This is a genomic window from Duganella sp. 3397 (genome assembly GCF_031456625.1).
Classification (GTDB): domain Bacteria; phylum Pseudomonadota; class Gammaproteobacteria; order Burkholderiales; family Burkholderiaceae_D; genus Rugamonas; species Rugamonas phyllosphaerae.
Genome location: NZ_JAVDVB010000002.1, coordinates 492,834 through 505,286, shown reverse-complemented (window position 1 = coordinate 505,286; position 12,453 = coordinate 492,834). Strand labels below are relative to the sequence as shown.

The 12,453-nt window shown below is 66.5% G+C and carries 11 protein-coding genes; 1 reads left to right on the top strand and 10 read right to left on the bottom strand.

What is annotated here, in order from left to right; translation table 11 throughout:
- Positions 1 to 77: 77 nt before the first annotated feature.
- The 6 genes from J2X54_RS06835 to J2X54_RS06810 all read right to left on the bottom strand — a co-directional run bounded on the left by J2X54_RS06835 (position 78) and on the right by J2X54_RS06810 (position 7,512).
- Positions 78 to 233 carry a hypothetical protein gene (locus J2X54_RS06835; protein WP_167359037.1) on the bottom strand — a complete coding sequence of 52 codons (156 nt, stop codon included), beginning with the start codon at positions 231 to 233 and terminating at the stop codon, positions 78 to 80.
- A gap of 80 nt (positions 234 to 313) precedes the next feature.
- Positions 314 to 2,026, bottom strand: a complete 1,713-nt coding sequence (locus J2X54_RS06830) for a tannase/feruloyl esterase family alpha/beta hydrolase (RefSeq protein WP_310179386.1) — start codon at positions 2,024 to 2,026, stop codon at positions 314 to 316.
- A gap of 93 nt (positions 2,027 to 2,119) precedes the next feature.
- Complete coding sequence (locus J2X54_RS06825; protein WP_070246897.1) at positions 2,120 to 3,292, bottom strand: ABC transporter substrate-binding protein; 1,173 nt, start codon at positions 3,290 to 3,292, stop codon at positions 2,120 to 2,122.
- Between the two features lie 24 nt (positions 3,293 to 3,316).
- Positions 3,317 to 5,191, bottom strand: a complete 1,875-nt coding sequence (locus J2X54_RS06820; protein ID WP_310179382.1) for a feruloyl-CoA synthase — start codon at positions 5,189 to 5,191, stop codon at positions 3,317 to 3,319.
- A gap of 12 nt (positions 5,192 to 5,203) precedes the next feature.
- Positions 5,204 to 6,649 (bottom strand): aldehyde dehydrogenase, encoded by a 1,446-nt coding sequence (locus J2X54_RS06815; protein ID WP_310179379.1) that lies wholly within the window; start codon positions 6,647 to 6,649, stop codon positions 5,204 to 5,206.
- A gap of 29 nt (positions 6,650 to 6,678) precedes the next feature.
- The gene (locus tag J2X54_RS06810; protein WP_070246900.1) at positions 6,679 to 7,512 is read right to left on the bottom strand and encodes a p-hydroxycinnamoyl CoA hydratase/lyase; all 834 of its coding nucleotides are present in this window, start codon (positions 7,510 to 7,512) and stop codon (positions 6,679 to 6,681) included.
- Between the two features lie 100 nt (positions 7,513 to 7,612).
- Between J2X54_RS06810 and J2X54_RS06805 the strand changes: the two genes are divergently transcribed.
- Complete coding sequence (locus J2X54_RS06805) at positions 7,613 to 8,074, top strand: MarR family transcriptional regulator (protein ID WP_310179376.1); 462 nt, start codon at positions 7,613 to 7,615, stop codon at positions 8,072 to 8,074.
- 15 nt (positions 8,075 to 8,089) lie between these two features.
- Here the strand turns inward: J2X54_RS06805 and J2X54_RS06800 are convergent, their stop codons facing one another.
- From J2X54_RS06800 to J2X54_RS06785, 4 genes are all read right to left on the bottom strand, one after another.
- Positions 8,090 to 9,385: a sodium:proton antiporter gene (locus tag J2X54_RS06800; RefSeq protein ID WP_310179375.1), complete on the bottom strand. Its 1,296-nt coding sequence runs from the start codon at positions 9,383 to 9,385 to the stop codon at positions 8,090 to 8,092.
- Positions 9,386 to 9,481: 96 nt separating this feature from the next.
- Entirely contained in the window at positions 9,482 to 10,174 is a 693-nt protein-coding gene (locus tag J2X54_RS06795) for a copper homeostasis protein CutC (RefSeq protein WP_310179373.1), read from the bottom strand.
- A 12-nt stretch (positions 10,175 to 10,186) separates the two neighbouring features.
- Complete coding sequence (locus J2X54_RS06790; protein WP_310179370.1) at positions 10,187 to 11,611, bottom strand: ATP-binding cassette domain-containing protein; 1,425 nt, start codon at positions 11,609 to 11,611, stop codon at positions 10,187 to 10,189.
- Positions 11,608 to 12,450, bottom strand: coding sequence for an ABC transporter permease (locus tag J2X54_RS06785; RefSeq protein ID WP_310179368.1), 843 nt, complete (start codon positions 12,448 to 12,450; stop codon positions 11,608 to 11,610). Before J2X54_RS06785 ends, J2X54_RS06790 begins: the two co-directional genes overlap by 4 nt.
- Between the last annotated feature and the right edge of the window lie 3 nt (positions 12,451 to 12,453).

Here is a 12,453-nt window from a genome sequence, read left to right as displayed (position 1 = left end):
CAACAATGTTCGCGCAAAACTGGATTCCCGCCTGCGCGGGAATGACGAATCTCAGCGTTGCGGCTCAAACTTGCGGCTCAAACCGGCGGCTGGTTTTTCACCGAGTTGCGGTACTTGAGCCGTGCCGCTTCCTTTTTGACGGCTTCCGCCGCGATGTTGCTGGCCTTGATCAGGCGCCGTTCGTCTTTGCCCCGGTGCTGGGCGATGTGCTTGTTGCCTATACGCTTGGTCATGATGTTTCCTTTACCGAAAGTGGAGCATCCAGCATAGACCGTAGGCACCGGGGTAATCTGTTAGCCAGCTAACCGACCCGTCAAGCGCAACTGAAGTTTGCCGCATCCTCGATGCTGCCGCTGCCCTTGTACTTGGCGGTTTTCGGGTACGGGCACAATGGCCGGGTGCGGGTTGGCGACCATGCCGCCGGCACGCTGGCGTTCACCCCGCCGGCATTGCCGGCGCCGCGCGCGCTGGCGGTCACGCTGTCGGGCGCCACGCCTTTTTCCACCCAGTTCACCAGCGGCGTGAGCATGTCGAACTGGTCGACGCTAGGCCCGCCCGAGCAGTGATTCATGCCTGCCACCTGGTAGTAGCGCGCAAAGTTGGATGCGTCGCCGCCGTTGGCGGTACGCAGGCCGTCGTACCAGGCGGCGCTGTCGTCGCTGGAAAAGATAGGATCGCTGGTGCCGTGATACACCATCATCTTGGCGCCGCGATTTTTCAGCGTGGACAGGTCGGTCGGGTTGGGCGGCACCATGAACGACAGCGCGCTTTCCGTAAACAGTCCGCTGGTAGCGCCCACCTTGGCCAGCATGGAGGCCAGGTCGCCGTCGCGCACGAATGCCGCGCCGTCGAAGGTGGCGCCGTTTTCCGGCGGCGCCTGGAATACCAGGCCCACGGCGCCGGCGTCGCGCGTGGCGGGGCTGCCGAACTTCCAGCCGGCCCAGTCGCTCGTGGCCAGGCCCGCGTCGTACGGGAAGCTGGCATAGATCCTGGCGCCGCTGGCGGTGGTGGCGCCGGCGAACAGGCCGCCGATGGTGGTCTTTTGCGCCGCATTCAGGCAGCTGCCGTCGCGCGCGCCGGTGCAGGTGGCCACGTCGCGATTGAGGTCGAACGCGGCCTGGCAGGCCTGGGTGTTCTGCACCAAACCATCGGTGGCGCCGTCAAGCGCGTCGCACTTGGCCAGCACCGCGTTGGACACCAGCGTACGCTCGGCGACCGTGAAACCGGTGGACGGGTCGCCGGCGGTGGTGGCAAGCCCTGCATACGCCTTGCCGCCCGCGATATTGGCCACTGCCGCCAGCGGCAGCCGGTAGCCGGGATTGCCGACCAATACGCCGTCGTACTGGTCGGCGTAGCGCGATGCAGCCACCATCGCGTGGCGTCCGCCGTTGGAGCAGCCGCCGATGTACGAGCGGTCCGGCTTTTTGCCGTAGGCGGTTTCGATCAGGCTCTTGGCCATCGGTGTGAGCTTGCCCACGGCCTGGTAGCCGTAATCGAGCCGTGCCTGCGGGTCGGCGCCGAAGAACGGCGTGGGCGCACTGTGGCCGGCGTCGGAGCTGATCACGGCGAAGCCCTGGTTGAGCGCACTGTCGAGCGGCCCGCCGCCGCCCACCGGGCCGGTGGCGGTGCCCACCGAACCATCGAGGCCGCCGTTGGCCTGGTAGAAGAAGCGGCCGTTCCAGTTGGTGGGCAGGCGCATCTCGAAACCGATCGCGTAGCGCTGACCATCGACGGTGCTCACGCGGTCGAACATGCGGCCGGTGACCTGGCAGTGCGCCGGCACCGGCTTGCCGGCGATGGTGAGCGTACCGGCGGCGACGGCGTTGGCGGCGGTGATGGTGGTGTTGGCCAGCCGGATTTTTGTCGCCAGGTCGGTGCACGACGCCAGCGTGGCGCCGCTGGCAGCGGCCAGTTGCGGCAGGACCGGCCCGGCGGGCGTGCTTGCGCCCAGGCCGGAGCCGCTGCCGGAGCAGGCGGCCAGCAGCAGGCCGGGAGCGATGATGGATAGTTTGAGCGTGGGTTGCATGGTGTCTCCTCGGTTCTTGTCAAACAATGGGACGAGCAGGTCCGCGCAGCGTCTGTGGCTGCGTCGGACCTGGCGTGGACGACTGCTGGGGATTTACTGCGGCGGTACGTCTTTCAATGTGCCGATCGGCTGGTTTTGCAGCTTGCCGTTCACCTTGCGCACTTCGCGGATGTACATATTCTGCACGATGTCGCGGGTGGCTGGGTCGATGCTGATGGGGCCGCGCGGGCTGTCGAGCTTCATGCCGCTCATGACCTTGACCGCTGCGTCACCGTTGACGTCGCCCTTGAGCTTGCGCGCAGTCTCGTAAATCATGGCCATGGTGTCGTAGGCGGCCACGGTCACAAAGGTCGGCGGCGGGCGGTTGGGCAGGGCGGCGGCGTAGGCGGCCAGGAAGGCCTTGTTGGCCGGGTTGTCCAGCGCGGTCGAGTAGTTCAGTACCGTGATGGCGCCCAGCGCGCGGTCACCCAGCGCTTCCAGCGTTGGCGAGTCGCTGGTCATGTCGCCCACGCCCAGGAACTTGATGCCGGCCTTGTCCAGCCCCTTGTCGCTGAAGGCTTTCAGCAGCGCGGTGCCGTCCTCGGAGCCGGGCGCGAAGAAGAACAGCGCGTCCGGCTTCTCATCCTTGATACGCTGGATGAACGGCGAGTAGTCGGGGTTGGCGAGCGGGGAACGGGCCGAGCCCACCACCTTGCCGCCGGCAGCGGTAAAACCCTTGACGAACTTGGCCTCGGCGTCGTGGCCGGTGCTGTAGTCGCTCACCAGCGTATACACCTTGCCCACCTTGTTCTGGCCCGACCAGGTGCCGAACGGTTCGGTCATCTGGTGCATGGTCATGCTGGTGCGCAGCATGTACGGCGACTTCGACGTGATGCCGGTGGTGACCGCGTTCATGACGATCATCGGGATCTTGGCCTTGGTGGCGATGGGCGCCACCGCCAGCGCACTTGGCGTAAGCGAGAAGCCGACCAGGAACTGCACCTTGTCCCGCGAAATCAGTTCCTGCGCCGCGCGCTTGGACAGGTCGGCGTTGCTGCCGCCGTCGTCGCGGTAGATGATCTCGATTTTTTTACCGGCCACGGTACTGCCGTACTGCTGCATATAGGTCTTGATGCCATCTTCGAACGGCTTGCCGATGTTGGCGAACGGGCCGGTCAGCGCGGCGATCACGCCGACCTTGATGGTGTCCTGCGCGCTTGCCGCATTCATGGTCAGCATTGCCACGCCTACCGTCATGCTGATGGTGGCCAGTTTGATGATTTTCATATTGTCTCCGTCGTTTTAGTTGGTTTATGCAGCGGTGATAACTTGTGGATCCGACCCTTCATACAAGGCGTTGACGATGGCGGCGCGGCGGGTGAGCACCGCCGCCTGGTTGATCGAGCCCTTGTCGGTGAGCTCGCGGTGATCGATCGAGGGAGGCTCCGCTTGCAGCAGGAGGCGGTCGATGCGCATCGACGAGCCGCTGGCGTCCTGGTTCAGCTTTTGCAGTAGCTGCCGGAACCACTCGCGTACTGGCGCGCTGGCCAGCACTTCGGCCGCAGTAGCGCCTTCGCCCAGGCAGGCCAGGTTCTGGCAGTGCTCCAGGCGCGGGAACACCAGCAGGCCGATGGCGCTGCGGTCGATGCCGGTAACCACTGCGTCGAGCACGTACGGCGTGGCTGCGCTGATCACGCGCGCGCGCAGCGGTCCTACGCTGACGAACGTGCCCGTATCGAGCTTGAAGTCTTCGGCAATGCGGCCGTCGAACATGAAGCCCAGTTCCGGGCGTTCCGGGTCGGCGAACCGCAGCGCATCGCCGGTGCGGTAATAGCCTTCCTCGTCAAAGGCGTCGGCCGTCAGGTCCGGTGCGCGCCAATAGCCGGGCATCACGTGCGGACCCTTGAAGCGCGCTTCCAGCTTGCCGCCCACCGGCACCAGCTTCACTTTGCAGCCGGGCACCGGCACACCGACGTAGCCGGCCTTGATGATGGCGCCGGTGCCGAACGTGCACGATGGCGAGGTTTCGGTCATGCCCAGGCCAGTGATGATGCGGATCGATTCGCCGGTCTGGCGAATCCCCGCCTGGTCGAGCCGGTCCCACGCCGCCTGCGACAGGCCGGCGCCCGCGCACAGGAACAGCTTCACGCGCGAGAAGAAGTTGGCGGACAGCCTGGCGTCGGTCTCCATGGCGTCGGTCAGCATCTCGAAGCCCTTGGGGATGTTGAAGTACATGGTGGGCGCGATCTCGGCCAGGTTGCGCAGCGTGGCCCCAAAGTCGCGCGGCGTTGGCTTGCCGTCGTCCAGGTACAAGGTGCCGCCGTTGTAGAGCGCCATGCCGACGTTGTGGCTGCCCCCGAAGGTGTGGTTCCACGGCAGCCAGTCCACCAGCACCGGTGGTTCCTCGCCCATGAACGGGAAGCTTTGCAGCAGCATTTGCTGGTTGCTGCACAACATGCCGTGGGTGGTGATGACGGCTTTCGGCTTCTTGGTGGAGCCGGACGTGAACAGGAACTTGGCGATGGTGTGTTCGCCCACTTGCGCATGGGCCGCTGCCACCGAAGCAGGCGTGGTCTCGAGCAACGCGGCGAAACTCAGGGCAGCCTGTCCTGCCGCCTCGCCCTGCGCCACCACCAGCCGCACGTCGTCCGGCAACGCTGGCAGTACGGCGTTGATGGCGCGGCTGAACGCAGCGCCGTCGCTGGCATAGATGGCGCCCGGCGTCAGGCGTTCCAGCATGTCTGCCAGCTTGTTAAAGTCGGTGGCCACCAGCGAATACGACGGCGACACCGGTGCGAACGGCACGCCGGCATACATGGCGCCCAGCGCCAGCTGGTAGTGTTCGAGGTCGTTGCCGGACAGGATGACCAGCGGCCGCTCGGCTGACAGGCCCAGGTCCAGCAGCGCCTGGCCGATGCGGCGCGCGCGGTCCAGCATTTGCGCGTAGCTGATACGGATCCATTCGCCGTCAAGCCCACGGCGGGCAACCAGGGTGCGGTCCGGATGCAGCGCGGCGCCCGATTCCAGGCGGTCGGTAACGCGCGGCGGATAGGCGTCCAGCGGCGTGACGGCGTCCACGTGCCACAACCCGTCGTCCTGCCAGGTTGCGATCTCGGGATTGCCCAGTTTGACCGGGCGCCGTTTCACTGTTCCGCTGGTCATCTCCGCATTGATAGACTGATTCATGCGGAGCTCCTGTCAGATCGGGTAGTGGCGGGGCGTGGTCTGGATCGTGATCCAGCGCAGCTCCGTGAACTCGGCGATGGCCGCCTTGCCGCCAAAGCGCCCGTAGCCGCTGCCTTTGACGCCGCCGAACGGCATCTGCGCCTCGTCGTGCACGGTGGGGCCGTTGATGTGGCAGATGCCCGATTCGATCTGGCGCGCCACGGCCATGGCGCGGCCGATGTCGCGGCTGAACACGGCCGATGACAGGCCGTACTCGCTGTCGTTGGCCAGCCGGATCGCTTCTGCGTCGGAGTCGAAGCGCAGGATCGAGACGATCGGGCCGAACGACTCTTCCTGGTACACGCGCATTTCGGGCGTGACGCCATCGACGATGGCCGGTTGCAGCAGGTTGCCTGCCACCGCGCTGGACGACTGGGTCACGGTAGCGCCGCGCTGGCGCGCATCATCGAGCATGGCGGCCACGCGGGTAGCCGCGGCGGCGTCGATCATGCCGGTCAGCGGTGCATCGGCGTGGGCCGCCTTGAGTGTCGCGGTCTTGGTAGCCAGCTTGTCGAGGAACGCGCTGGCGACCTTGTTGTCGACCAGGATGCGGTCGGCGGACATGCAGATCTGGCCCTGGTTGAAGAAGGCGCTGAATGCTGCAGCTTCCACCGCTTCATCGAGGTCGGCGTCATCCAGCACCAGCAGCGGGTTCTTGCCGCCCAGTTCGAGCAGCACCGGTTTCAGGTGCCTGGCGCAATGCTGGGCAATGATGCGGCCCACGTTGGTCGAGCCGGTAAAGTTCACGCGTCGCACGGCAGGCGCGGCGATCAGTCGTTCGACCACGGCCGGCGCGTCGGCCGGGGCATTGGTGATCACGTTGACCACGCCCGCCGGGAACCCGGCCTGCTCGAACACCGTGCCGATCAGGCGGTGCAGGCCGGGGCACAGTTCCGACGCCTTGAAGATCACCGTGTTGCCGCAGGCGAGCGGCATGGCGATCGAGCGGGTGCCGAGGATGATCGGTGCATTCCACGGCGCGATGCCCACCACCACGCCGGCAGCCTGGCGCACGCCCATGGCCAGCGAGCCTGGCACGTCGGACGGAATGATTTCGCCGCTGATCTGGGTAGTCATGGATGCTGCTTCGCGCAGCATGTTGGCGGCCAGCGTCACATTGAACTGGTACCACATCGGGCTGCCGCCCGCTTCGGCCACGGCGCGCGCGACGAACTCGGCGCGCAGGTTTTCCATGGCGTCGGCGGCCTTGAGCAGCAGCGTGCGGCGCGCGCCGGGGTTGAGCGCAGACCAGGCGGGGAAGGCGTCGCTGGCCGCCTTGACGGCCTTGTCCACGTCAGCCAATTGGGCGGCAGCGGCGCGGGTAACGACTTCGCCGCTGGCCGGGTTGCGGCGCTCGAAGGTGGCGTTGTCCTGGGCGGCGTGGGTGCTGCCGCCGATGAGCAGGTCGATATCGAACATGGTTGTCTCCTTTGTTATTTTTTTAGAATTTAACCACGTTTGAACGTTTGCAGACCTGGCTTGATGGTCTTATCGTCGAGGAACTGCTTGAGGCCCTGGGCGCGGCCTTTTTCCGGGTCGCGGTAGTTCGACTGGTCGACCTTGGCGTACAGGTAGTCCTCGTTCTGGTCCCAATTGAGTTCCCGGCAGCGCTTGAAGCCGTTCTTGGCGATGCGCAGCACCACCGGCGCTTTTTCCAGCAGCTTGTTGGCCAGCGCAGTCACTTCGTCGCGCAGCTGGGCGCGTGGCACGCTCTTGTTGATCAAGCCCATGGCCGCCGCTTCCTGGCCGGTGAAGGTGTCGCCGGTCATGATGTAGTGGAGCGCCTGGCGGTGGCCCATGGTGTCGGCAACGGCCTTGCTGACCAGGTTACCGGGCGGGATGCCCCAGTTGATTTCGGACAGGCCGAACACTGCTTCGTCAGCGGCAATGGCCAGGTCGCAGGCGACCAGCGGCGAGAATGCGCCGCCGAAACACCAGCCGTTGACCATGGCGATGGTGGGCTTGGCGTACATGCGCAGCAGCTTCCATTGCCACTGCGAGCAATCGCGGCGCAGGCGCTCCTGGAAAATTTCGGGCTTGCCGTCGTTTTCGCGGAAGTACTCCTTGAGGTCCATGCCGGCGGTCCAGGCATCGCCGGCGCCGGTCAGCACGATCACTTGCGCGTCCTCGTCCAGTTCCAGGGTCTCGAGGACGTCGATCATTTCGCGGTTGAGCGTGGGGCTCATGGCATTGCGCTTGTCGGGGCGATTGAGGGTGATCCAGCCGATGCCGGCCTCCACGTCCACTTTGACGGTTTCCCAGCGCGCTGCGTATTTCGACATGTTGTTCTCCAGTGTAGGTTTAATGTTGCAGTATCAGGCTGCCTGATATGGAACTTATACTATACTCACGTCTTCCGAATTACAAGAAAATTTTATCGCCATGGTTGAACACGCTCCGAACCCTTCCGACGATTCCAGGCCGCTGGGCCTTGCCTACCTGGTGGGCCGGCTCGATCACGTGCTGGGCAAACGCCTGCGCGACTGCTGCGCGCCGGCTGGCGTGACGGTGCCGCAGTACACCGCGCTATCGGTATTCCGGGCCCAGGGCGCGCTCTCGAACGCGCAACTGGCCACGCGCACCATGGTGTCGCCGCAGTCGGCCAACGAAATGGTCAAGCAGATGGAGGCGAAAGGCTGGATCGAGCGCTCGCCCGATCCTTCGCATGGCCGCATCATCCAGATCCAGCTCACGCCGGCGGGCCACGCGATCCTGGGGCAGTGCGACGGCAAAGTACGCGCGGTGGAACTGCGCATGTTCCCCGACATGACGCCGGAACAACGCACGCAGCTCTACATGTCGCTCAGGAGTGCGGTCCGCGCGCTCAGCCTGGAAGGCATATAAGAGCTAACTGCGGGTCTATTCGCGCCACACGGTATTCATCAGCGGCTTGACGCTCAAGCCGTGCACCACGATGGAAAGCATGATCGTAAACAGCACGATGTTGGTCAGTTGCGCGGCCAGGTCGGGCGCCAGGCCCGCCTCGATGGCGAACACCAGGTAGTAGATCGAACCGATGCCGCGGATGCCGAACCACGCGGTCATCGCCTTGAGGCGCAGCGGCGCGGCGCTGCCGGCCAGGCCCAGGAACACGGCAAGGGGACGCGCGACAAAGAACAGGAAGGCGGCCATGAACACGGCCTGCCAGCTGATCTCCTGCAGCGAAATCATCCCGCCCAGCAGGACCACCAACGTCAGTTCCGACAGCCGTTCCAGGTGCTCCTTGAAGACCAGCGATTCGGTGCTGACGGTCATCGGCGCTTCGTTGCTGTCACTGTCGAGGGCCACCTGCGACTTGCCGGTATCGGGCTCCAGCAATCCTTCCTGGTCTTTGGGTGCGCCGGCCATCATCAACTCGTTCTGGCGCAGCGCCACGGCGGCAAAGAACACCGCCAGGAAGCCCCACGCGTGCACCAGCGTGGCGACGCCGTAGGCCACCGCGATCAGCCCCAGCCCCACCAGGTCGTCCATGATGTCGTGGCGCGGCTTGATCATGCGCAGGCGCCAGGTCAGGCGCGCGGTGACGGCGCCGAATAACACCCCGATCGCCACCGCAGCGAGCGCGGCCCAGAACACATCGACGAACAGCCAGCGCCAGGGCTGTCCGGCCGTTTCGTCCAGCCCCAGCACGCCCAGGCCGAGGAAAACGAACGGCGCGGCGCTGCCGTCGTTCATGCCGGCCTCGCAGGTAAGGGTAAAGCGCAGGCGGTCGGTGTCGCCGGCGTGGCGGATCTGCACGTCGGTGGCCAGCACCGGGTCGGTCGGCGCCAGGATGCCGCCCAAAAGAATCGCAGCACCCACGGGCAGTCCCAGCACGAAGAAACCAAACGCAGCCACCAGCACCACCGTGAAGATCATCGAGATCCAGGCCAGGCGCAGCGGCGCATCCCAGTTGGCGCGCCTGAACGGCACCGGCATCTTGATCCCGGCCGAGAACAGCGAGATGAGGATAGCAACCTCGGTGAGCACTTCCAGCACGCCCGATTCCTCGGTGGGTTCGAAGTGAAACAGGTTCAGGACCGTTGGGCCGAGCACCAGGCCCACGCCAAGATAGACGATGGCAGATGTGAACGGTGAACGCGAGATGGTGGTGGCGGCCATGCCGCGCGCCAGCATCAGCAAGCCGATGAGGATGAACCAGTGGGTCGATTGCATGCCGGTTTCTCCGATGCGGTGCGATGGTGACGGAGCGCATCGCCTCTGCCAATATTAGGCGTCGGCGCAGGATTTGTCTGTGGGACAGGCCACCGATCAGCGCAATGCTTGCACCAGCGCCGCCACCTTGGCGATGCTGGTGGCGCGCCCCTCAGCGGTGCCTGGCGCCGGCAGCGAACAGGACGCGTGCACCTCGGTGAGCGGCAATTTTTCGCGCAGGCGGGCGGTGTTGGCGGCGTCGATGCCGGCGCCGGGCATGATGGCAATGCGGCCCGCCGCCGCATCGAAGCAACGCAGCAGGCCGTTGATACCCTGGCCGGCGGCTGGCGCGCCGCCGGACGTGAGGATGCGTTCGAAACCTAGGTCGATCGCCAGCCGGGTGGCCTGCGCCAGGTCGGGGTTGATGTCGATGGCGCGGTGCAGGGTGCACGCCAGGCCGTGGTCGCGGGCCCGCGCTACCAGGCGCGCCAGCGTAGCCTGGTCGAGTCGGCCGTCGCGCAGCGTGGCGCCGAGCGAGACGCCTTGCAAACCGGCGTGCGCGGCCGCGTCGATATCGTTGAGCATGATCTGCACCTCGACCGCATCGAAGCAGAAGTCGCCGCCGCGCGGGCGGATCCGCGCCACCACCGGCACCGGGCTGGCGCCGGCCAGTTGCAGCAGCTCCTGTTTGGGCGAGAGACCGCCCAGTGCCAGCCACGAACACAATTCGATGCGGTCGGCCCCCCCGGCGACGGCGGCGGCCAGACCGGCAAGTTGATCGACACAGACTTCGAGCAGGATGGCTGGCATGAGCGTGGGGGATCAAGGAGAATGCGACAAGACTATCACCCTGGTGGCCATGCGGGCCGAAATACCGGCGTCGTGGGTGACCAGCAACACCGCGCAGCCAAATTCCTGCGCGTGTTCGGCCAGCAGCGCCAGGGTTTCCTGCTGGGTGACCGGGTCGAGCCGCGAGGTCGGTTCATCAGCGAAGATCAGGGCAGGGCGCAGCAGCAGCACCCGCGCCAGCGCAAAGCGCTGCAACTCGCCGCCCGAGACCTGCGACGGCAGACGGTCGAGCAGCGCGGGGCGCAAGCGCAGCCGCGCCAGCAAGGTGTCCAGCTCGGCCCACGACAGATTGTGCAGCGCGATCACATCCTGCAGCGACTGCCGCAAGGTGACCGCTGGCGCGAATGCTGCCGCCGGGTCCTGGTAGATCTTCTGGAACGCCGTGCGCGCCAGGCCCGCGCCACGGGTCACCGTGCCGCTGTCGGGCCGCAGCAGGCCCAGCACGATATTGCCGAACGTGGTTTTGCCGGAGCCGCTGGGGCCAGTCACGGCGATGAATTCGCCGCGCCGGATCTGCGCCGTTACACCGGCAAACAGGTGCTGGGCGCCGAAGCGCTTGGCCACGCTCTCGATCTCCACCAGTACCTGGCCGTCGATGGCCTTGATCGGCGCCAGGCGCGGCCAGGCTGCCGGTTCGGCTGCCAGCAGGCGCCGCGTGTAGGCGTGGCCGGGCGCCGCCAGCACGGTGGCGGCGTCGCCCTGTTCGACGATCGCGCCGCCCAGCATCACCGCCACCTGGCCGCCCAACTGGCGCGCCAGCCAGACATCGTGGGTGATGGTGAGCAGCGTGAGGCCGTCGGCGATGGCCGCACGCAGCACGGCCAGCACGTCGGCGCGGCGGTCGGCGTCCAGGCCCTTGGTCGGTTCGTCGATGATCATCACCGGCGCGCCGGCGGCGTGGGTGGCCAGGAAAGCCGCGCGCTGGGCCATGCCGCCCGAGATCTGGAACGGATACTTGTTGCCGGCGCCACCCATGCCCAGGCCATCGAGCCCGGCCTGGGCGGTGGGCGCCGCCACCTCGGGCGCCATGCCCGCCACCAGTTCGTGCACCTCGGCGATCTGCCGCGCCACGCGCATGGTCGGATCGAGCGCCAGCCATGGCTCCTGCGGCAGCAGCGCCAGTTGCCGGCCCCACAGCGCGCGCCGTGCCTTCAGGTCCGCTGCGTTTGACCGATGCGCGCCCACTTCCACCGTGCCGCTGCAGGTAAGGTTAGCCGGCAGGTTGCCCATGATGGCTTGCGCCAGCAGCGACTTGCCGGAGCCGCTTTCACCGAGCAGGGTGAGCACGCCGCCGGCGGGAATGTGCAGGTCAATGGCTTGCACCAGCGCCTGGCCGCCAGCGCCGACCGCCAGGCCGTGCACGGCCAGGTGCGCGGAATTCGAGAAGGTATCGGTCATGTGTCTTTTCCGCTGCCAAGCAGGATCATACCCAGCAAGGTCGCGAACAAAATGAAAATGGGGGCGCCGACCAGCCACGGCGCCTCGCTGTAATACGGCAGCAGTTCGATCATCATCACGCCCAGTTCCGCCGTCGGTGGTTGCAGGCCCACGCCGATGAAGCCCAGCGCCGCCATGGCCAGCACGGCGCCGGCGTAACCGAAACGCATCAAGGTCCACAGGCGCGGCAACAGTTCCGGCAGCAGGTGGCGGCGCACGATATACAACGCGTCGAAGCCCAGCAGGCGCGATGCCTCCACCTGCGGGCTGGCCAGCATGATGGTGGCTGCGGCCCGCACCACGCGGAAGTATTCCACCCACAGCGCCAGCGAGATGCCCACGTACAGCGGCCAGAACTGGCCCGGCGCAAAGGCGGCCAGCAGCAGCACCAGCAGCAGGCCGGGCAGGGCCAGGATGGCGTCCGCAAAGGCCGTCAGCATGCGCTCGGCCCAGCCGCCGCGCCAGGCCGCCAGCAGGCCCAGCGCGGTGCCGGGAATGGCCGCGCTCATAACGCTCAGCAGCGCCATCGACAGCGACAGGCGCGAGGCCTCGGCCAGGCGCGCCAGCATGCTGCGGCCCAGGTGATCGAGTCCCAGCGGGTGCGCCAGGCTGGGCGCCTCCAGGAAGCGCGCCAGCGTTTGCCGCGCCGGATCGGCGCCGATCAGCCAGGGACCCAGCAGGGCAAATGCCGCAATCGCGATCAGCATGAAGGCGCCGAGCACGCGCGCGACGGACCGGCGCCGTGGCGGGCTCGCTGCCAGCAGGGCGTCGTGCAGGTCGGGAGTCTCTTGGTTGGTCATGGC

What these genes read in the sequence shown, in the direction of transcription:
- J2X54_RS06805 (WP_310179376.1), top strand. Translation starts at nt 7,613, where the DNA reads ATGGTTGAACACGCTCCGAACCCTTCCGACGATTCCAGGCCGCTGGGC.
- J2X54_RS06800 (WP_310179375.1), bottom strand. Translation starts at nt 9,385, where the DNA reads ATGCAATCGACCCACTGGTTCATCCTCATCGGCTTGCTGATGCTGGCG.
- J2X54_RS06820 (WP_310179382.1), bottom strand. Translation starts at nt 5,191, where the DNA reads ATGAATCAGTCTATCAATGCGGAGATGACCAGCGGAACAGTGAAACGG.
- J2X54_RS06790 (WP_310179370.1), bottom strand. Translation starts at nt 11,611, where the DNA reads ATGACCGATACCTTCTCGAATTCCGCGCACCTGGCCGTGCACGGCCTG.
- J2X54_RS06825 (WP_070246897.1), bottom strand. Translation starts at nt 3,292, where the DNA reads ATGAAAATCATCAAACTGGCCACCATCAGCATGACGGTAGGCGTGGCA.
- J2X54_RS06835 (WP_167359037.1), bottom strand. Translation starts at nt 233, where the DNA reads ATGACCAAGCGTATAGGCAACAAGCACATCGCCCAGCACCGGGGCAAA.
- J2X54_RS06795 (WP_310179373.1), bottom strand. Translation starts at nt 10,174, where the DNA reads ATGCCAGCCATCCTGCTCGAAGTCTGTGTCGATCAACTTGCCGGTCTG.
- J2X54_RS06830 (WP_310179386.1), bottom strand. Translation starts at nt 2,026, where the DNA reads ATGCAACCCACGCTCAAACTATCCATCATCGCTCCCGGCCTGCTGCTG.
- J2X54_RS06785 (WP_310179368.1), bottom strand. Translation starts at nt 12,450, where the DNA reads ATGACCAACCAAGAGACTCCCGACCTGCACGACGCCCTGCTGGCAGCG.
- J2X54_RS06810 (WP_070246900.1), bottom strand. Translation starts at nt 7,512, where the DNA reads ATGTCGAAATACGCAGCGCGCTGGGAAACCGTCAAAGTGGACGTGGAG.
- J2X54_RS06815 (WP_310179379.1), bottom strand. Translation starts at nt 6,649, where the DNA reads ATGTTCGATATCGACCTGCTCATCGGCGGCAGCACCCACGCCGCCCAG.